This is a genomic window from Sinomonas soli, from assembly GCF_054782415.1.
The window spans coordinates 37848-56694 of record NZ_BAAGSN010000001.1 but is presented as its reverse complement, the minus strand read 5'-3'; the positions used below and the strand labels follow the sequence as shown (position 1 = coordinate 56694).

At 71.2% G+C, this 18847-nt stretch carries 14 protein-coding genes; 2 read left to right on the top strand and 12 right to left on the bottom strand.

Features of this window, described 5'->3' with window-relative positions:
• Nucleotides 1-19 precede the first annotated feature (19 nt).
• The 6 genes from ACYVKZ_RS00250 to ACYVKZ_RS00225 form a co-directional block, all read right to left on the bottom strand.
• Complete coding sequence (locus ACYVKZ_RS00250; RefSeq protein WP_460989977.1) at nucleotides 20-988, bottom strand: DUF979 domain-containing protein; 969 nt, start codon at nucleotides 986-988, stop codon at nucleotides 20-22.
• Nucleotides 985-1737 carry a DUF969 domain-containing protein gene (locus tag ACYVKZ_RS00245; RefSeq protein ID WP_460989975.1) on the bottom strand — a complete coding sequence of 251 codons (753 nt, stop codon included), beginning with the start codon at nucleotides 1735-1737 and terminating at the stop codon, nucleotides 985-987. The genes ACYVKZ_RS00250 and ACYVKZ_RS00245 overlap by 4 nt, the downstream gene beginning before the upstream one ends.
• 250 nt (nucleotides 1738-1987) lie before the next feature.
• Entirely contained in the window at nucleotides 1988-2665 is a 678-nt protein-coding gene (locus ACYVKZ_RS00240) for a GntR family transcriptional regulator (RefSeq protein ID WP_460989973.1), read from the bottom strand.
• A 64-nt stretch (nucleotides 2666-2729) separates the two neighbouring features.
• Nucleotides 2730-4493, bottom strand: a complete 1764-nt coding sequence (locus ACYVKZ_RS00235; protein WP_460989971.1) for an acetyl/propionyl/methylcrotonyl-CoA carboxylase subunit alpha — start codon at nucleotides 4491-4493, stop codon at nucleotides 2730-2732.
• Nucleotides 4486-6165: a 5-oxoprolinase subunit B/C family protein gene (locus ACYVKZ_RS00230; protein ID WP_460989969.1), complete on the bottom strand. Its 1680-nt coding sequence runs from the start codon at nucleotides 6163-6165 to the stop codon at nucleotides 4486-4488. The genes ACYVKZ_RS00235 and ACYVKZ_RS00230 overlap by 8 nt, the downstream gene beginning before the upstream one ends.
• A complete protein-coding gene (locus tag ACYVKZ_RS00225; RefSeq protein WP_460989968.1) occupies nucleotides 6162-6917 on the bottom strand; it encodes a LamB/YcsF family protein in 756 nt (251 codons plus the stop codon). Before ACYVKZ_RS00225 ends, ACYVKZ_RS00230 begins: the two co-directional genes overlap by 4 nt.
• Before the next feature lie 329 nt (nucleotides 6918-7246).
• Here ACYVKZ_RS00225 and ACYVKZ_RS00220 point away from each other — a divergent pair, with 329 nt between their 5' ends.
• Entirely contained in the window at nucleotides 7247-8701 is a 1455-nt protein-coding gene (locus ACYVKZ_RS00220) for an amino acid permease (RefSeq protein ID WP_460989967.1), read from the top strand.
• Nucleotides 8702-8857: 156 nt separating this feature from the next.
• Nucleotides 8858-10093, top strand: a complete 1236-nt coding sequence (locus tag ACYVKZ_RS00215; RefSeq protein WP_460989966.1) for an aminotransferase-like domain-containing protein — start codon at nucleotides 8858-8860, stop codon at nucleotides 10091-10093.
• Between the two features lie 248 nt (nucleotides 10094-10341).
• Here the strand turns inward: ACYVKZ_RS00215 and ACYVKZ_RS00210 are convergent, their stop codons facing one another.
• The 6 genes from ACYVKZ_RS00210 to ACYVKZ_RS00185 all read right to left on the bottom strand — a co-directional run bounded on the left by ACYVKZ_RS00210 (nucleotide 10342) and on the right by ACYVKZ_RS00185 (nucleotide 18748).
• Nucleotides 10342-11715 (bottom strand): NAD-dependent succinate-semialdehyde dehydrogenase, encoded by a 1374-nt coding sequence (locus tag ACYVKZ_RS00210; RefSeq protein ID WP_460989964.1) that lies wholly within the window; start codon nucleotides 11713-11715, stop codon nucleotides 10342-10344.
• A gap of 29 nt (nucleotides 11716-11744) precedes the next feature.
• Nucleotides 11745-13394 (bottom strand): thiamine pyrophosphate-dependent enzyme, encoded by a 1650-nt coding sequence (locus tag ACYVKZ_RS00205; RefSeq protein WP_460989962.1) that lies wholly within the window; start codon nucleotides 13392-13394, stop codon nucleotides 11745-11747.
• 38 nt (nucleotides 13395-13432) lie between these two features.
• Nucleotides 13433-15088, bottom strand: coding sequence for an amidohydrolase (locus ACYVKZ_RS00200; protein ID WP_460989961.1), 1656 nt, complete (start codon nucleotides 15086-15088; stop codon nucleotides 13433-13435).
• 75 nt (nucleotides 15089-15163) lie between these two features.
• Complete coding sequence (locus tag ACYVKZ_RS00195) at nucleotides 15164-16057, bottom strand: LysR family transcriptional regulator (RefSeq protein WP_460989960.1); 894 nt, start codon at nucleotides 16055-16057, stop codon at nucleotides 15164-15166.
• Between the two features lie 19 nt (nucleotides 16058-16076).
• Complete coding sequence (locus tag ACYVKZ_RS00190) at nucleotides 16077-17657, bottom strand: amidohydrolase (protein WP_460989958.1); 1581 nt, start codon at nucleotides 17655-17657, stop codon at nucleotides 16077-16079.
• Nucleotides 17658-17731: 74 nt separating this feature from the next.
• Nucleotides 17732-18748 carry an AsnC family transcriptional regulator gene (locus tag ACYVKZ_RS00185; RefSeq protein ID WP_460989956.1) on the bottom strand — a complete coding sequence of 339 codons (1017 nt, stop codon included), beginning with the start codon at nucleotides 18746-18748 and terminating at the stop codon, nucleotides 17732-17734.
• Between the last annotated feature and the right edge of the window lie 99 nt (nucleotides 18749-18847).

Here is an 18847-nt window from a genome sequence, read left to right as displayed (position 1 = left end):
GGGTCCTTTCGTGGTGCGCCTAGAACGCGAGGAAGTACATGAGGGCGGTGTTGACCACGAGCAGCGGGATCGCGGTCCCGACTTGGGCGGTGATCACGCCGTACTTGTTCTTCATCTCGAGCAGCGCGGAGGGGACGAGGTTGAAGTTGGCGGCCATCGGGGTGCACAGGGTCCCGCAGAAGCCCGCGAGCATGCCGATCGCGAAGACGATCGCCGGGTTGCCATGGAACTGCTGGACGAGGACCGGCCAGCCGATCGCGGCCGTCATGATCGGGAACGCCGCGAAGCCGTTGCCCATGAGGATGGTGAAGATGAACATGCCGAGGCAATAGACGATCACGCCGGCAATGAGCGAGCCCTTGGGCATCACGGCCGTCGCGAGCGTGCCGACGGCCGTGCCCACGCCGGCCTTGGTGAAGAGGATGCCGAGGGTGGAGAGCATCTGCGGCAGGAGCGCGGCCCAGCCGATCGACTCGAGGATGCGGCGGCTCTCGATGATCGGGTTCAGCTTGTTCTTCGGCTTCAGGAGCACGACGGCGAGGACGGCCGCCACGATCGCGCCGATGGCCAGCGCCACGAGCGTCGTGTTCTTGGGGTCCAGGATCGGGGTCTTGCCGACGGTCAGGACGGGCGCCGCGAGGACGAGGATGACCGTCACGACCGGGATGGCGAGGGCTGGGACGAAGAGCCGGTTGCCGAACTTCGCGGCGGACTGCACCCGCTCGGCCGGGGTGGAGGTCCGAGGCCGGCCATGCTTGAGGCGGCCGGTGGCGGCGAGGGCCACGAGGATCAGGACAGCCACGCCGAGGACCCACGCCGGGGCGGTGCCGGCGGTGACCCACGTGCCGTAGAAGAAGCAGAGGCCGAGCAGGCCCCAGAAGGATGAGGCGCCCACGCGGTGCGGGTGGTTCTCGTCCCGGGCGATCAGCGATGCCCACGCGATGAAGAGGGCCCCGATGAGCCAGTAGACGGCTTCGACGTTGATCACTTGGCGTCTCCCAGCTCGGTGGTGGTGGCGTCGACGGCGGCGGTGCTGTCCGCATCGTTGTCCGCGTCATCGCGGGTGGTGCCGGCGTACTCGCGGTCGAGCGCCCGGTCGAGGCGCAGCAGCCGGAAGCCGTGGATGAGGAAGGCCGCGATCGCCGTCGGGATGGCCCAGAGGGCGAGCTGGAGCGGCTCGAGGTGCAGGTGGTAGGTGGTGTCCACGAAGGTGGTGATGAGCAGGATCGAGCCGACCGCCACGAAGACGTCCTCGCCGAAGAACACGCCCACGTTGTCCGCGGCCGCCGAGTGGCCCTTGATCTTCTCCTTGACCTTCTCCGGCACGTGGCCGTAGCGGCGCATTGCCGCGCCCTCGGCCATCGGGAACACGAGCGGGCGCACGGTCTGCGCGTGGCCGCCCACGGTGGTCAGGCCCACCGCGGCGGTGAGCTGGCGGATTGCGAGGTAGGCGAGGAGTACGCGGCCCGCGGTGAGCTTGGCGAGCTTGCCGATGAGGTTCTTGGCCTGCTCCTGGAGGCCGGAGTACTCGATGATGCCGATCACGGGCAGCACTGCCGCGAAGATCGTCACCGAGCGGCTGCTGGCGAAGCCGGAGCCGAAGGCGTCGAGGATCTGGAGGGGGTTGAGGCCGCCGAGCAGCGCCGTGACGATGCCCGACACGGTGACGACGACGAGGGGGTTCATTCGGATGGCAAAGCCAACGATGACCAGGAGTACCCCGATGAGTACAAGCATGATGGTCCATTCCGGTGGGAGTGCACGAGCCCTTCGACAAGGCCCCGGTGAGTGCGCGGCGCGGCGCTGTGAGCTAGAGCATATCGGGTTGTTCAACAATCAATCAAGGGGTTTGTTGAACAATCCTTGGGGGGTCACCTTCTGGGGGTCACTTCTCGTGGGTTGCCCACAGGAGGTGACTCTCAGACGGGGCCCACCGGCGGGGATGTGACTCCCAGGAGGTGACTCTCAGACGGGAGGGGGCGGGGCGTCAGCTGCCGATGGCCTCGAGGAGCTGGTGCTCGGCCCGGTCGAGGTACTGGGCCATGGCCTCGGCCGCCTCTGTGTTCCGGCCCGCCTCGAGGAGGCCGAGGATCTTGGCGTTCTGCTCGACGTAGGGCTCATGGAAGCGCGGGTCGGCGCCCATCGTGGCGAACACGAGGCGCATCTCGGCCAGGACCTGCTCCATGAGCGCGCTCAGCCGCTCGCTGCCGGCCCTGGCGACGATGCCCCGGTGGAACTCCTGGTTCGCACCCGCCATGGCGGCCACGTCGCCGGCCGCCGCAGCGGCCCGGGCGGTGCGGACGACGCCGGCCAGCCCGTCCGTGGGCTGCGCCGGCGACCACAGCAGGGCCCCAGGCTCGACGAGCCGCCGGACCCGGTAGATCTCCCGGATGTCCTCCGCCGTGGGGTGCGAGACGAACACGCCCCGGTTGGGGATGCGGGTCACGACCCGCTCGGTGGTCAGGGTCGCGAACGCCTCGCGCAGGGTGTTGCGGGAGACCCCCAGGGCCTCCCGCAGCTCCTCCTCGGCGAGCTTGGCGCCGGGGGCGAGGCGGCCGTCGGCGATCGCCTGGCGCAGCTGCGCGGCGACCCACGAGCTGGTCTCGGCGTGCTTCGTGTTCCCCGCGGCGCGGCGCAGGCTCTGCAGGACCCCCTCGGACGTCATGCTGCCAGCCTATCCGTGGCCGGGGCCGGGCTTCGGTCGCGCTCCGCCGCGGGGCCGACGCCGCTCAGCCGCCGATCGTGGTCAGGACGGTCCCGGGCGCGACGGTGTCGCCCGCTGCCGCGGCCCGCTCGCCGACCGTCCCGGCCCGGTGGGCCTGCACGGTGGTCTCCATCTTCATGGCCTCGAGCACCACCACGCCGGCGCCGGCCTCGACGTCGGTGCCGGGCTCGACGAGCCACTTGACCACGGTGCCGCCCATCGCGGCGGTGAGGTCCGCCGCGGAGGGTGCGCCGGCGTCGTGCGCTGAGGCCGCCGGCCCGGAGCCTGCCGCAGGTGCGGCCACGGCGCCGGCCGCGAGCCCGGCGAGCAGGGACTCGGGCAGGCCGAGGGTCATGCGGCGGCCGTCGAGGTCGATCGCGAAGGTGCGGCGGCCGGCGTCGTGCGCGGCCGGGGCGGTGAACTCGGGGCTGGCCGTGAGCTCCTCGGCGAACTCGGACTCGATCCACGTTGTGTAGACGCCGAACGTGCCGTCCTCGGCGGCGAAGGCGGGGGAGTCCACGACGGCCCGGTCGAAGGGCAGCACCGTGGGGAGGCCGCGGATCTCGAACTCGCGCAGCGCGCGGCGGGCCCGGCGCAGGGCCTGCTGCCGGTCCGCGCCGGTGACCACGAGCTTGGCCAGGAGCGAGTCGAACTGGCCGGGCACCGTGAAGCCGTCCCGGACGCCGGCGTCCACCCGGATGCCGGGGCCCGTGGGCGGGGCGAAGCGGTCGATGGTGCCGGGGGCCGGGAGGAAGCCGCGGCCTGGGTCCTCGGCGTTGATGCGGAACTCGATCGAGTGGCCGCGCGGCTCGGGGTCCTCGAGGGCGGGCAGCACCTGGCCGTCGGCCACCGCGAGCTGAGCCGCGACGAGGTCGATCCCGGAGGTCTCCTCGGTGATGGGGTGCTCGACCTGCAGGCGGGTGTTGACCTCGAGGAAGCTGATGGTGCCCTGGCTGTCGAGGAGGTACTCGACCGTGCCCGCGCCGACGTAGCCGGCCTCGCGGCAGATCGCCTTCGCCGAGGAGTGGATGCGCTCGCGCTGCTCGGGGGTCAGGAACGGCGCGGGGGCCTCCTCGACGAGCTTCTGGTGGCGGCGCTGGAGCGAGCAGTCGCGCGTGCCGACCACGATCACGTTGCCGTGCGTGTCCGCGAGCACCTGGGCCTCGACGTGCCGGGGTCGGTCGAGGAACTTCTCGACGAAGCACTCCTCACGCCCGAACGCGGCGCGGGACTCGCGCACGGCCGAGTCGAAGGCCTCCTCGATCTCCTCCAGCGCGCGGGCGACCTTGAGGCCGCGGCCGCCGCCGCCGAACGCGGCCTTGATCGCCACCGGGAGGCCATGCTCGGCGGCGAAGGCGCGCACCTCCGCGGCGCTCGCGACGGGCCCGTCGCTGCCCGGGGCCAGCGGCGCGCCGGCGCGCACGGCCACCTCGCGGGCGCTGACCTTGTCTCCGAGGAGCCGGATGGTCGCGGGGGAGGGGCCGATCCAGGCCAGGCCGGCGTCGAGGACGGCCTGGGCGAAACCGGCGTTCTCGGAGAGGAAGCCGTAGCCGGGGTGCACGGCGTCCGCGCCCGAGCGCTCCGCGACGGCGAGGAGCTTCTCGGCGTCGAGGTACGTCTCGGCCGGTGCGGTGCCGCCGAGCGCGTGGGCCTCGGTGCACGCCTCGACGTGCAGGGCGTCCGCGTCCTGGTCGGCGTAGACGGCGACGCTGGCCAGCCCGGCGTCGTCGCACGCGCGGGCGATCCGGACGGCGATCTCGCCGCGGTTGGCGATGAGGACCTTACGCATGGGCATTTCCTTCGGGGGTCGTGGGGGCGGCGCCGGGCGCCGGGACGAAGCGCACCGGGGCGCCGGGCGGCAGCTGGGCTGCGAGGTCGAGGTCTGCGCTCACGACGACGCCGATCACCGGGTACCCGCCGGTCACCGGGGCGTCGGCCAGGAACAGGACGGGCAGGCCGCTCGCGGGGACCTGGATGGCGCCGCGCGCGGTGCCCTCGCTCGTGAGCTCGCCGTCCTTGGCGCGCTCGAGCGGGGCGCCGTCCAGCCGGACGCCCACGCGGTTCGACTGGGCCGTGACGGTCCACTCCTGCTCGAAGAAGGCCCGTGCGGACGCGTCGGTGAACCAGTCCTGCCGGGGCCCGGGGAGCACGCGCAGCTCGGTGGGCAGGGCTGGGTCCGGCAGGGGCGGGGGGATCTCCGGCAGTCCGACGACGTGCGCGCCGCGGGCCGGGGCCACGGCGAGGGCGTCCCCGTCGGCGAGGGGGGCGGGGCCGATCCCGGAGAGCGTGTCCGTCGAGGCGCTGCCGAGCACGAGCTCGGCATCGAGGCCGCCGCGCACCGCCAGATAGGTGCGCAGCCCGCGGGTCGGCGCGCCGACGGAGAGGGTCTCCCCGGCCAGCAGCGCGAAGGGGGCGTCCAGCGGCGCCTCCCTCCCCCGTGAGGGGTCATGTCCCTGCGCTGAGGGGTCATGTCCCTGCGCGTCATCGGCCGGCCTGATCCGCAGCGGGACGCGGGCGCCGGTCACGGCGAGCACCTGGTCCTGCTCTGCGCGCAGTTCGAGTCCGCCGAGGAGCACCTCGAGGGCCGGGGCGTCCGGGGCGTTGCCGGCCATGCGGTTGGCCCGGCGGAGCGCGCCCCGGTCGAGCGCGCCCGCGGGGCTGACACCGAGCGCAGCGCGCCCGGGCCTGCCTGCGTCCTGCACCGTGGTCTGCAGTCCCGCGCGCACGACGACGAGCCCCGCCTCCGCGGGGCTGGCCGCTGTCGGTCCGGTCTCGCCGACGGAGGACGCGGACGCCGCGAGGGAAGCAGACGCCCGGACGGGCACGAACTGCACGCGGTCTCCGGGCGCCACGAGCGCGGGATCGTCTCGCGAGAGGTCCCACATCACGGCGTCGGTGCGTCCGACCAGCTGCCAGCCGCCCGGGGACTCGCCGGGGTAGACGGCCGAGTAGGTGCCGGCGAGGGCCACGGATCCGGCGGGGACCACGGTGCGCGGCGAGGAGCGCCGCGGGACGGACGGGGCGCCGTCGTGCGTCAGGTAGGCGAACCCGGGGGCGAAGCCGCCGAACGCGGCGTCCCACACCGTGCCGCTGTGCGCGGCCACGAGCGCCTCCGGCGAGAGCCCGGTGAGCCGCGCGGCCTCGTCGAGGTCGGCGCCGTCGTAGACGGTCTCGACCTGCACGAGCCGGCCGGGCGCGCGCCCGGCGTCCTCGAGGTGGAGCGCGCGGACGTACGCGGCGGCGCGGGCCACGGCGTCGGGGGACTCCGCGACGATGAGCACCGTGGTCGCGGCGGCCACCACGTCGACCACGGCGAGGTCGCCGGCGTGCTGGGCCGCGGCGAGCTTGGAGGTCAGGGCCAGGACGGCGCCGAGGGTGCGCAGCTCGACGAGGACGGCGCGGTCGCCGGCGGGGCGGAGGCCGATGACCTGGCTCTGGACTGCGGCCGCGCGGGCGGTCACGCGAAGCTCGCGATTCCGACGCCGGCCTCGGCCACGGCCGCGCGGATGCGGGCTGCCATGGCGACCGCGCCCGGGGTATCCCCGTGGACGCAGATGCTGTCCGCCGCGATGCGGACGATGCTGCCGTCGATGGCCTGGACCTTGCCGTCGAGGATGCGCAGCACGTGCTCGACGATCCCGTCGAGGTCGTGCAGCACCGAGCCGGGCTCGCGCCGGGAGACCAGGGTGCCCTCGGGGGTGTAGGCGCGGTCGGCGAACGCCTCGGTGACGGTGCGCAGGCCCGCGGCCTCGGCCGCGCGCTGGATCTCCGAGTTCGGCAGGACGAGCAGCGGCAGGGTCGGGGCCACCTCGGCGACGGCCTTCGCGACCGCCTTCGCCTGGGTCTCGTGGTGCACGATCGCGTTGTAGAGCGCGCCGTGCGGCTTGACGTAGCGGACCTCGGTGCCAGCCGAGCGGGCCAGGCCCTGGAGCGCACCGATCTGGTAGATGACGTCGTCGATGAGCTCGCGCGGGGTCACGTCGATGAAGCGCCGGCCGAACCCCGCGAGGTCGCGGTACGCCGGGTGGGCGCCGATCACGACGCCGGCCGCGGCCGCCGCCTCGCACGTGGCCCGGATGCCGCTCGGGTCGCCGGCGTGGAAGCCGCACGCGACGTTGGCGCTCGAGACGCTCTCGAAGATCGCGGCGTCGTCGCCGAAGGTCCAGTTGCCGTAGGACTCGCCGACGTCGCTGTTGAGGTCGATGCTTGCCATGGGTGATCTCCGTCTCACGAGGTGGTGATCCAAGCATGCATCAATCGAGAGGATTGTTCAACAATCTTTCTCGCTGCTGCCGGGTGCGGAGTCCGGCGCGGGCAGCTCACGGCCCCTGGGATCCTCGACGCCGCCCGCGCGTCTTCAGTGTTCGGAACGCTCAAGCTCTTTCCGCGGGGCTGGGCGGGAGGCGCCCGCCGCCTGAGGCAGCATGGACTTGTGCTGATGCCAAGGAGGCATGACCAAGAGGCCCAAGAGGTCTTGGACCGGCATCATCTGTGAGGCAGATCATGGTGAGGCCTTCCCCCTATTTCCTCTGAGGAGACCCTATGACTGCGACCTCGCGCGCGGCCGGCCACGATGATCTGGCTGCGGCGCCGTCTTTCGTCGAGCCCGGCGATGCCGGCTACCGCAAGACGATGTCCAACTTCCAGATCCAGATGATCTCGATCGGCGGGGCCATCGGGACGGGTCTGTTCCTGGGCCTCGGGTCGCGGCTCGCCGCGGCTGGCCCGGCGCTCATCCTCGCGTACCTGGCCACGGGTGCGGTCGTGTACCTGCTCGGCCGGGCCATCGGCGAGCTCGTAATGCACCGTCCAACCTCGGGTTCGTTCGTCTCGTGGGCCCGCGAGCTGTACGGGGACCGGCTGGCCCACCTGACCGGCTGGATCACCACCGTGCTGGGCTCGCTGATCGGTCTGGTGGAGATCGCGGCCGTGTCGGTGTACATCCAGTACTGGTGGCCTTCGGTCGCGCCGTGGGTCCCATCACTCGTGGCCTGGCTCCTGATCGTCGGCTCGAACCTATTCTCCGCTCGCTCGTTCGGGTTCATCGAGGTCGCGGCGAGCTCGGTCAAGGTGATCGCCATCGTCCTGTTCATCGTCGCAGGCCTCGTCATCGTGTTCGCGGGAGGCCCGATGGGCTTCAGCCACGGTGCCTCGGTGGCGAACCTGTGGAACGGCGGGTTCTTCACCCACGGGGTCATGATCGTGGCGCTCGTGAGCGTCGGTGCTGTGTTCTCCTATTCCGGCGTCGAGATCTCCGCGGTGTCGGCCGGTGAGGCGAAGAATGCCCGCGACATCATGCCCAAGGCGATCAAGGCCATTGTCTTCCGCATCATCGTGTTCTATATCGGCTCGGTCCTCATCCTCGCGATGCTCCTGCCGAGCGGGCAGTACTCCGCCACGGAGTCCCCGTTCGTGACGGCGCTCGCTTCGTTCAACGTGCCGTGGCTCGGATCCGTGATGAACTTCGTGGTGCTCACCGCCGCGCTCTCGGGCATCAATGCGACCATGTACGCCACCACCCGGGCGTTCCGCACGCTGGCTGCCAACGGTGAGGCGCCCGCCTTCGCCTGCCGGATGAACGGGCGCGGCGTCCCGGTGGGGGCCCTGGCCGGAATTGGCGGCTTCTACCTGCTCGGGGTGGCCATGACCGCGTTCTTCGGCGGAGTGTCCGTCTTCGAGACCGCCCTGAATGCCTCGGCGGTGTGCATGATCATCCTCTGGATCACGATCTTCGCCTGCCAGCTCAGGCTCCGGAAGCTGCAGGACACCGGCAGGCTGCCGGTGGTCGGGTTCCGGATGCCGGGTGCGCCGGTCACGACATGGGCCGGCATCATGGTCCTCGTGGCGGTGTTCGCCTCGATGGTCCTGCCCGGCGTCTCCGACACGTGGTGGATCTCCATCCTCGGCACGGTCGCGCTCCTCGCGATAATCACCCTCGGCTATGAGGTGATCCGCCGGCGTCGCCCGTCCACCCTCACCGCTGAGTCCCGCGACTAGATGAACGTCCTGCCTTTCGATGCCCCCCCGGTATTGAGATCAGTCAACAAAAGTCTTAGACAGCATCTTCAAGGCGGCGGATAGTTGAACCCAGACCTCAACTGTCCGCCGCCCTGGCGTCCCCGGTTGCTTCCGTCGTTTCCGAAAGGAGCCCCCATGAGTCAGTCCTCGGCCATCCGTCAGGAGACCTTCCACCATGTACTCTCGGACCGCGTGAAGGCGGCCCGTCCGTCTGAGGTCCGCAAGGTCTTCCGGTCGGCGCAGCGCCCGGGCATCATCTCGTTCGCGAACGGCGCCCCCTACCTGGGTGGCCTCCCGTTCGACCGGCTGGCGGACGACGCGCGCCGAATCCTCGCCGACGAGGGGGCCGTCGCGCTCCAGTACGGGGCGAGCAACGGCATCCCCTCCCTCCGCGAGCACATTGTCGCGATCATGGAGCTCGAGGGGATCACGGCGGCCGCCGACGACGTGATCGTCACGGCGGGCTCGCAGCAGGCGCTCGACATCGCAGCCCGGGTCACTGTCAATCCCGGCGACGTGGTGTTCGCGGAAGGTCCCTCGTACGCGGGGGGCATGGCCGTGTTCACGAGCTACGAGGCGGAGATCGTGCATGTTCCGAGCGATGCCGAGGGCCTCGTCCCGGAGGAGCTCGAACGCCTCATCGGCGAGGTCCGGGCGGCGGGCAAGACTCCCAAGGGCATCTACACGATCCCGAACTTCCAGAATCCCGGCGGCGTCAACCTCTCCCTCGGGCGCCGCCGGCGACTCGGCGAGATCGCCCGCGGAGAAGGGCTGCTCATCTTCGAGGACAACCCCTACGGACTCCTCGGCTTCGACGGGCGGACGATGCCCGCAATCCAGCCGGAGTTCCCCGACATCACGCTCTACTTCGGCTCGTTCTCGAAGATGTTCTCCCCGGGCCTGCGCCTAGGGTGGGTTCTGGCACCGAAGGCCCTGCACGGCCATCTGGTGAACACCGCCGAGACCGGTGCGCTCAACCCTGCCGTCTTCAACCAGCTCCTGATGAGCGCCTACCTCGACGACCCCTCGTGGAAGGACACGCTGGAGGCCTACCGCGGCATCTACCGTGCCAAGTCCGAGGCGCTCGTCGAGACCCTCGCCGAGGTGATGCCTGCGGGGACCACCTGGAATCAGCCCTCCGGCGGCTTCTACCTGTGGATCACGCTGCCCGAGGGGATCGACACCGAGGCCATCGTCTACGAGGCGATCGAGCAGGGGGTCGTCTACGTGCCCGGCACAGCGTTCTACACAGACGGCTCCGGCCACGGGGAGCTGCGCATGAGCTTCTGCCTTCCGTCCATCGAGGACATCCGTAAGGGTGCCCGCATTCTGGGCGAGCTCTTCACACACGCCGCGGACGGGGCCTCCTAGGAAAGGGCCCCCCGATCGCCGGCGGCGTTCCGGAACAGCAAACAGAGGCGGCCACGCGACGCACGACGTCGCGTGGCCGCCTTCGTTGCCTCGCCGCGCAGTCCCCTCGGTGTCGCCGCCGGCGGCTGGTCCTCGGCGGCGCCGAGCCGACTCCTCGGGAGTGCCGCAGTCTGCACCAGGGAGTCGAGGGGCCCGGCACTCGTCGTGAGTGCCGGGCCCTTCCCGTGGCCACGCGTCGCGGCAGGGGACTACTTGAGCGTGCGGACGAGCTTGCGGTTGACGAACTCGTCCATACCGGACTTTCCGAGCTCGCGGCCCACGCCGGATCGCTTGATGCCGCCGAAAGGGAGCTCGGCGGCGGTGCCGCCGGGCTCGTTGATGAACACCATGCCGGCCTCGATCTGGTTGGCCACGCGGATGGCCTTCTCGGGGTCGGTGGTGTGGACGGAGGCGCCCAGGCCGAACGGGGTGTCGTTGGCCAGGCGCACAGCCTCGGCCTCGTCCGAGACCTTGAACACCATGGCGACGGGGCCGAAGAGCTCCTGGCGGTAGACCTCCATGTCGGCGGTGACGTCCGTGAGGACGGTCGGCTTGAAGAACGTGGACCCTTCCGCGACCCGGCCGCCGGCCAGGGTGACGGTAGCGCCTGCGGCCGCCGCACCCTTCAGCTGCGCCTCGAGCCCGTTGGCGGCGGCGACCGAGGAGAGCGGGCCGAGGAAGGTCGTCGGGTCCGTCGGATCGCCGGGCTCCACGGCGCCGAGGGCCGCGGTGAACTTAGCCAGGAAGTCGTCGTAGACGTCCTCGTGGACCACGAAGCGCTTCGCGGCGTTGCACGCCTGGCCCGCGTTGACCATGCGGCCGAACACGGCCCGCCCGACGACTTCGTCGACGTCGTCAGCATCCAGCAGGATGAACGGGTCCGAGCCGCCGAGCTCGAGCACCACCTTCTTGAGGTTGCGGCCCGCGATCTCGGCCACGGCAGCGCCGGCGCGCTCGGAGCCGGTGAGGGACACGCCGGCCACGCGCGGGTCGGCGATGATGTCCGCCACCTGGTCATTGGTGGCGAAGAGGTTCACGTACGCGCCCCCGGGGGCGCCGGCGTCGGCGAAGACCTTCTCCATCGCCAGGGCGGATTCGGGGCACTGCGGGGCGTGCTTGAGCAGGATGGAGTTCCCGTTCATGATGTTCGGGCCGGCGAAGCGGGCCACCTGGTAGTACGGGAAGTTCCACGGCATGATGCCCAGCAGCACCCCGAGGCCCTCCTTGCGCACCACGGCGGTCCCGCCCGCGACGACGTCGAGCACCTCGTCCTCGAGGAACTTCGGACCGTTCTGGGCGTAGTAGCGGTAGATGGACACGGCAATGTCCACCTCGAAGCCGGACTGGAGGATCGGCTTGCCCATCTCACGGGTGATGGTGGCGGCGAGCTCGTCCCGGCGCTCGGCGTGGAGGTCGGCGACGCGATGCAGGAGCGCTGCCCGGTCCTCGGCATCCAGGGACTTCAGCGCGGCGAAGCCCTTCTCGGCCTTCGCGGTCGAGTCCTGGATCTGGGCGTCAGTGGCCGTGGGGTACTCGGCGACGACCTCGCCCGTGGCGGGGTTGGTGACCTGGTAGAGGCTCATGCTCTCTCTCCTTCGAGCTGGGGCGGGGGCTAGGGCAGGTTGATGGCCTGGTCGGTGATGACGTGGATGAGGGCGGGCTTGCGCTGCTCGGTGACGGCTTTGAGGGCCCGCTCGACGGCGCCCTGGGCCTGCGCGTCGTCGGTGACGGTCTCGCCGTGGGCGCCGAAGGCGCGTGCGAATCCGGCGAAGTCGGGGTTGGACAGCTGGGTGCCGGAGACGCGTCCGGGGTAGTGGTGTTCCTGGTGGTCGCGGATCGTGGCGAACTGGGAGTTGTCCATAACGATCACCAGCATGGCGGCGCCGTACTGGGCGGCGGTGGCGAGCTCCTGGCCGTTCATGAGGAACTCGCCGTCGCCGCACACCGCGACGACGAGGCGCTCGGGGCTCTCGAGCGAGGCGGCGACGGCGGACGGGATGGAGTAGCCCATGGACCCGTTGCGGGTGGCCAGCTGGGACGGGAAGACCTCGGTGGGGATGAACCATTGCGCCCACGCCGTGTGGTTTCCGGCTCCGAGGGTGTTCACCGTGTCGGCGGGCACATGGTTGAGGAGCTCGCCGACCACCACGGACATGTGCGCGGTGCCCTGGGCGGTGGCCGGGAGCGCCTCGTAGTCGCCAATCGTCGCGAGAGCCCGGTGGGCGTCGTGGCCCTTGGCGCGCCAGGAGTCCCAGTCGGCCGCCCGGCCCAGCCGCACGCCGTCGACCGCCTCGGCGAAGGCGACCGGCGAGGCGAGGACGTGGGCCGTCACGGCCCCCGAGCGGCCGCGCAGGGAGGTGTCGATGCTCACGAGGTAGTTCACCGCGTCGGGACGCTGGCGCAGGGTGAAGCCGTCGGTCGGCACGTCGGTGGGGAGGGCGCCGACCGCCACAAGGACGTCGGCCTCGTCGAACATGCGCGCCGCGGCGGCGGAGCGGCCGTAGCCGAGCGAGCCGGCGTTGACGGGTGAGGAGAAGGGGACGCGGTCGGAAGCGTGCCAGTCCTGGGCCACCGGGATACCGTTGGCCTCGGCGAACCGCGTAATCGCGGCCGCGGCCTCGGGGGTCCAGCGCTGGCCGCCCACGTAGAGGAGGGGCTTCTCGGCGCGGGCCAGGGCGGCGGTGAGGCCCTCGAGCTCGCGGGCGGAGACGGCGCCTTCGGAAACCGGGATCGGTTCGACGAGGGGACCGGCGAACCCGCCTCGGATCACGTCCTCGGGCAGGCCTACGATGACCGGTCCGGGCCGGCCGGACTGGGCAGCGAAGAATGCCTCCGCCACGACCTCGGAAGCCCGCCCGGGCTCGTCGAGGACGAAGACGCGCTTGGCCTGGGTGCCGAACCACGCATTGGGGTCGAACTCCTGGAACGACTCGCGCATGCGGTCCGCGATCGGCACCAGGCCCACGAACAGGACCATCGGGGTGCCGTCCTGCCATGCCGAGTGGATCGCCACGTAGGCGTTCGCTGCGCCGGGGCCGCGGGTCACCAGGGCCACTCCGGGCTGCCCGGTGAACTTGCCGTGCGCCTCGGCCATGTACGCCGCGCCGCCCTCCTGCCGGGCCACGACGGTCTCGATGCCCGAGCCGTGCAGGCCGTCGAGGACGGCAAGGTAGGACTCGCCCGGGACGGCGAAGACACGGCGGACGCCGTGGAGGGCGAGGGACTCGACGATCGCCTGACCGGCGTGCTTCGAGGCAGTCATGGGGGCTCCTTGTGGTGCGGGTGATACGAGGGGGTGGTTCAGAGCGTGCCGTGGGCGGGCAGGCCGCCGACGACCGTCGCGGTCACCTCGGTCTCGGCGATGGCCTCGGCGGGAATCGAGTAGAGGTCCTGGGACAGGACGGCGAAGTCTGCGAGCATGCCGTGGGCGAGGGAGCCCTTCTCGCGCTCCTGGTGGACCGCGTGGGCGCTGCCCACCGTGTAGGCGCGGACGGCCTGCGCCACGGTGATGCGTTCGTCCGGGCCGAACTCGGCGCCCGAGGCCGTGCGGCGGTTGACCAGATCGTGGATGTTCAGGATCGGGCTGCCGTCCACGACGGGCGCGTCCGTCGAGGCCGGGATCTCGATGCCGGCGTCGAGCACGGACTTCACGCGGTAGGCGAGCCGGGCCCGCTCGGACCCGAGTGCCCCCAGGACGCCGTCGCCGAGCTCGCTCACGAACCGGCCCTGGGGGACGGGGATGATGCCGAGCCAGGCGGCGCGGGCGATCTGCGCGTCGCTCGCGACCGAGAGATGCTCGATGCGGTGGCGGGCGCCGGGGCGGGGTGCCAGGGTCTGGGCCTGCTCGATGATGTCCATCGCGACGTCGAGGGCGCCGTCGCCGATGGCGTGCACGGCGAGCTGCCAGCCGGCCAGGTGGGCGCCGAGAAGCCGCTCGCGCAGTTCCTCTTCGGGGAACTGGAGCATGCCGTGGTTGTGGCAGCCTTCGACCAGGTCGGCCTCGTAGTCGTCAAGCATGAAGGCGCTGCGGCCGATCAGGGAGCCGTCGGACAGGACCTTGACGGGGCCGAGGCGCAGGAGGTCGTCGCCGAGTCCCGAACGTATCCCGAGATCGAGGCCGTAGTGCGGGTGGCCCCCGGTCTGGGCGCCGTCGAGCCGGTGCAGGGTGGTCAGGTAGGGCATGACGGTTGCCCTGACGCCGAGGCGGCCCTGCTCGCGGGCGAGCTGGTAGCCGGCCACGTCCCAGCGGGACATGCCGATGCCCTCCGGCGCACCGAGGCCCGGTTCCGTGATCGAGGTGAGGCCGACGGCGAGGGCCGCCTGCGAGCCGGCCGCGATGTAGTCCGCGACGTCGGCCGCGGTCGTCGCCGGGATCGCGTCCATCACGAGGGCCCGGGCCGTCTCCTGCAGCAGTCCGACGGCGCGTCCGCTGCCATCGGTGGGGACGGCGCCGCCGTCGGGCGCCACGGCGCCGCGGCGGCCGGGGAAGCCCGCGACCTCGAAGGCGGCGGTGTTGGCCACGCCCATGTGGCGCGAGTTGTGGATGAGGTAGACCGGGCGGCCATGCGAAACGGCATCGAGCTGCTCGGCCGTGGGGTGGGCCCCGAGGTAGTTCTGGTCGTAGCCCGAGCCGATGACCCAGCCACTGCCGTTGGCGGGCGCTGCTGCCGCTCGCTCCACCGCGGCGAGCAGCTCGTCGAGGCTGCGGACGAGGGCGGGGCGCAGGTCGAGCTGAAGGCTGGCCTGACCCACATGGGAGAGGTGGTAGTGGGCGTCGTGGAAGCCCGGCACCACGGTCGCCCCGCGCAGGTCGTGCACTGTTCGGAAGCTCGCGGGCGGCAGCTCGTCGTCGAAGGAGACGATGCGGCCCTGGTGGACGCCTACGGACGTGACGGTCGGACGTCCGGCGTCCTGGGTATGGAACCGGCCGTGGGTGAAGAGGGCGTCGAACAGCATGGACTCAGTCTGCGAGGGCCATCTTCATGCTGTCTAATACAACTTTGGCAGCAACTGCATGCTCTCACGGCATGATCAGCTCTGGGAAACCGACTGCTGGTCCCCGAGGAAGAGGCGGATCCGCAGCGCGATCTGCCGGATGGTCTCCTCGGCGAAGTGTCCGGGGATCCAGGTGGCATGGAGCCCGAGATCGATGATGGCCGCGTCGGCCCCGCGCAGTGCAACGGGATGGGCGCCGTAGAGGGGCTGGTCGGTCGTGATCCCGATGCCGTGGCTTCCCGCGGCGAGGGCGATGATCGTCTGCCCGTCATCGCACTCCGTGAGGTGGGAGAAGCCGACGCCGGCGCGCGAGAGGGCATCGTCGAGGATGTACCGGCTCGCGCTGTGGTGCGAGGGAACCACGACGTCCTCGCCGTCGAGGGCCTCGAGCGGGAGTTCGGTGATCCCGCCGCGGGCCCAGGGGTGGTCGGCGGAAACGTACGCCTTGAGCGGCACTCGCCCGAGGGGGACGCTGGCCAGCGTGCCGTCCGGGGCGGCGGGGGAGATGGCGAGGTCGCAGCCGTGGCGCAGCGATTCGCTCATCTCGAAGTGCGGGACTTCGCGGGCGATGATCGCCGGGTCGTCGGGCCCTGTGGTGGCGATGAACGGGGCAAGGAAGCCGCGCAGGGAGGCGCTCGTGGTCGCCGCGACCAGGTGGTCGACCCGGCCGGTGCGCAGGACCGCGGCGGCCTCCTCGAAGCCGCGTGTTTCGACCATGAGCCGCCTGGCCACCGGCACGAGGGCGCGTCCGGCCGAGGTGAGCGCGAGCCGGTTCCCCTGGGCCTCGAAGAGCGCCAGTTTCAGCTCGCGTTCGAGCGTCTTGATCTGGCGGCTCAATGCTGGTTGGGCAATGTGGAGGTGCTCGGCGGCCGCAGTGACCGTGCCGGCGTCGACCACTGCCAGGAAGTACTGGAGTCGGCGGAAGTTCATGCCCTCATGATGAGGTATGTCAGGCCGAGTGGCGCACCTGGCCGCCCACCACTGTGGCGGTCACCTTGGCTTCGGGCAGGGCATCCGGCGTGCACGCGAAGGGGTCTGTGTCCAGCACGGCGAAGTCGGCGAGCATGCCGGGTGCGAGCCGGCCCTTGAGGTCCTCCTCGCCGCTCGCGTAGGCGGTGCCGACGGTGTAGGCGTGCAGGGCCTCCTCCGCGGTGATCCGCTCGTGGGGGTCCCAGCCGCCTGAAGGCTCCCCGGCCGGCGTCATGCGCGTGATGGCGGCGTGCAGGCCCAGAAGCGGCCTCGGTTCCTCCACCGGCGCGTCGGAGCCGAAGGCGAGGACGGCTCCGGCGTCGAGGAGGCTCCGCCATGCATAGGCGGCGAGGTCGCGTCCGGCCAGCAGGGACCGGAGCGGGTAGTCGGCCGGGCAGTGCTGCGGCTGCATGGAGGCAACGACACCGAGCTCGGCCACGCGGGCGACGTCCTCGCGGCGCAGGAACTGCGCGTGCTCGATCCGGTGCCGGATCCCGTGCCGTGCGCTCACGCCAAGGTTCGCGGCGAGTGCATCGAGGACCAGCTGGTTCGCGCGGTCGCCGATGGCATGTACGGCGACGGCGAGCCCGGCCTCGGAGGCTGTGCGCACCAGGTCCACGAGCTCGGGGTACGGGGTTACCTCCATGCCGAAGTCCTGCTCGTCGCCGGGGAAGTGCTCGCTCATGTGGCACGTGTGCGAGCCGGCTGCGCCGTCGGCGAAGATCTTGACGGCGCCGGTGCTGATCCATTCGTCGCCGTCGCCGGTGCGTATGCCTTGGGCGATGGCGGCGTCGAGCCCGTCGGCAAGGAGCAGCTTGTGCACGCGGAGGGAGAGCCGCCCTTCGGACCGCAGCTGTTCGAAGGCCGCGAGGGCGTCCGGCCCGTCGATGTCATGCACGCTCGTGATGCCCGCGGCGAGCAGGTGCTCCTGGGCAGCGGCGAGCTGGTCTGCGAGCGTCGCGGCGCCCTCTCGGGCCTCGAGGTCACGGATCTGGTATACCGCAGACTCGCGCAGGATCCCCGACGGATCACCATGGGGGTCGCGCACGTATTCGCCGCCCACCGGATCCGGAGTCGTGGCGTCAATCCCCAGCCGGCGCAGGGCAGCCGTGTTGCACCAGACGGTGTGGCCGTCGGCGCTCGTGAGGGCCGCGGGCCGGTCCCCGCAGACCGAATCGAGGCTCCGGCGATCGGGCTGGACCGGGACACTCCAGCGGTTGCTGTCCCACCAGCCGCCGAAGATCCACCCGGTCGAGGCAGGTTCGGCGACCACCGGACGGAGTCGTTCGAGGGCTTCCTCGAGGCTCGTGGCGGCATGCAGGTCCACCTGGTGCATCGCTCGCGCGAGCGAGGCGGTGTGGATGTGGGCGTCGGCGAAGCCCGGCACCGCCGTCCCACCGCCGAAGGACACCTCCTCGGTGCCCCGTGGGGCACGCTCCCGCATCGCCGCGACCGTTCCAGCAGCCACAATCAGTCCGTCCTCGACCAGGAGCGCCTCGACGGCGGGGTGCCTGGGGTCCAGCGTGCGGAACAGGGCATCGGTGAAGAGGGTGCTGGACATCGGTGTCTTTCGGGAGGGGCGTTGGGGGATGTGGGTTCACCCTACGGCATGTGCCCTGCGGGCCCCCTGCATCCCTACCCGACGAGGGACGGTGGCGGGACAAGGCGCCCCGTGGTCGACGAGTCCGCGCGGATCTCCCAGCCGAGCCGCTTGTGCGGGCGCGTCAGGATTGCGCTCTCGCCGATCTCGAGCCCGGGCACCGCAGACGTAAGGGTCCTCTCGGCGGCGAGGATGTCGTTGACGGATGGCAGCCACATGGCGACGAGAAAGTTCCGCGGGCCCGTCGCCGAGGCGACGAGCCGGAGGCGCGACGTCTGGGCCGCGAGGCGCTGGGCCGCCGCTGCGTGGTCCGCGGCCGGAAGCCGCGCGAACCACTGGACGGTGATGGGATAGCCGCTGGCCGCCTGTGCCATGTCGCACCGCAGGCTCACCGCGTCCGAGGACAGCACTCTCGCCAGACGGCGCCGCGCGGTTGCGTGGCTGAGGCCGAGGAGGCGCGCCACCTCGGCCGCCGTGATGCGGCCGTCGCGCTGGAGCAACTCCACCACCGCGGCATGCTCGGGCCCGAGCGGCGCAGAAGGGCCCTCGGAGCGTTGCCCACGGTCGATAGCCCGCAGCGCCTCCACCTGCCGGCGCTCAAGCTGGTTGAGCCTCCACTGCTGCGCGCTCACATGCATCCCGAGGCAGACCATCGATTCGAGCCCCGTGACCCCCTCGAGCCCTAGTATCGGGTCGAACAGGTCCGAGACCAGCCGCGACATCGACGATTCCGCGAGGGTGAGGGCCAAGGCCTGGTGGTGCGAGAACACGTCGATCGAGAGCACCTGCGGAGTCGCAACGAGCCGCTCGAGGATGGCGCCGCGCTCGGCGGGGGCGCACATGAGCTCGCTGAAGCACAGGATCTGGTTGGCTGCGCGGCCGGTGTGCTGGGCGGTCACCCACACGATTCCGTCGGCGCGCAGCCGCTCCCACCGCGCCGCCAGGGCGGTGGGGTGCATGCCGAGGATCTCGCCGGCCTGTGCCCACGGCACCCGCGGCGCCACCTGCAGCGCATGGATGAGTGCGAGGTCCTTCTCCGACAGAGGCTGCATGACGATTTCTCCGATAATCCTCGAATGAAACGACGATTTGTTCGAATTCTAGGACCAGTTTCCGGAAGCTGCCCCACACTCGAATCCAGTACGCAACCA

Coding starts and splice junctions, on each gene's coding strand:
- ACYVKZ_RS00195 (WP_460989960.1), bottom strand. CDS start 16,057: ATGAACTTCCGCCGACTCCAGTACTTCCTGGCAGTGGTCGACGCCGGC.
- ACYVKZ_RS00225 (WP_460989968.1), bottom strand. CDS start 6,917: ATGGCAAGCATCGACCTCAACAGCGACGTCGGCGAGTCCTACGGCAAC.
- ACYVKZ_RS00210 (WP_460989964.1), bottom strand. CDS start 11,715: ATGAGCCTCTACCAGGTCACCAACCCCGCCACGGGCGAGGTCGTCGCC.
- ACYVKZ_RS00235 (WP_460989971.1), bottom strand. CDS start 4,493: ATGCGTAAGGTCCTCATCGCCAACCGCGGCGAGATCGCCGTCCGGATC.
- ACYVKZ_RS00200 (WP_460989961.1), bottom strand. CDS start 15,088: ATGCTGTTCGACGCCCTCTTCACCCACGGCCGGTTCCATACCCAGGAC.
- ACYVKZ_RS00220 (WP_460989967.1), top strand. CDS start 7,247: ATGACTGCGACCTCGCGCGCGGCCGGCCACGATGATCTGGCTGCGGCG.
- ACYVKZ_RS00215 (WP_460989966.1), top strand. CDS start 8,858: ATGAGTCAGTCCTCGGCCATCCGTCAGGAGACCTTCCACCATGTACTC.
- ACYVKZ_RS00240 (WP_460989973.1), bottom strand. CDS start 2,665: ATGACGTCCGAGGGGGTCCTGCAGAGCCTGCGCCGCGCCGCGGGGAAC.
- ACYVKZ_RS00185 (WP_460989956.1), bottom strand. CDS start 18,748: ATGCAGCCTCTGTCGGAGAAGGACCTCGCACTCATCCATGCGCTGCAG.
- ACYVKZ_RS00245 (WP_460989975.1), bottom strand. CDS start 1,737: ATGCTTGTACTCATCGGGGTACTCCTGGTCATCGTTGGCTTTGCCATC.
- ACYVKZ_RS00205 (WP_460989962.1), bottom strand. CDS start 13,394: ATGACTGCCTCGAAGCACGCCGGTCAGGCGATCGTCGAGTCCCTCGCC.
- ACYVKZ_RS00190 (WP_460989958.1), bottom strand. CDS start 17,657: ATGTCCAGCACCCTCTTCACCGATGCCCTGTTCCGCACGCTGGACCCC.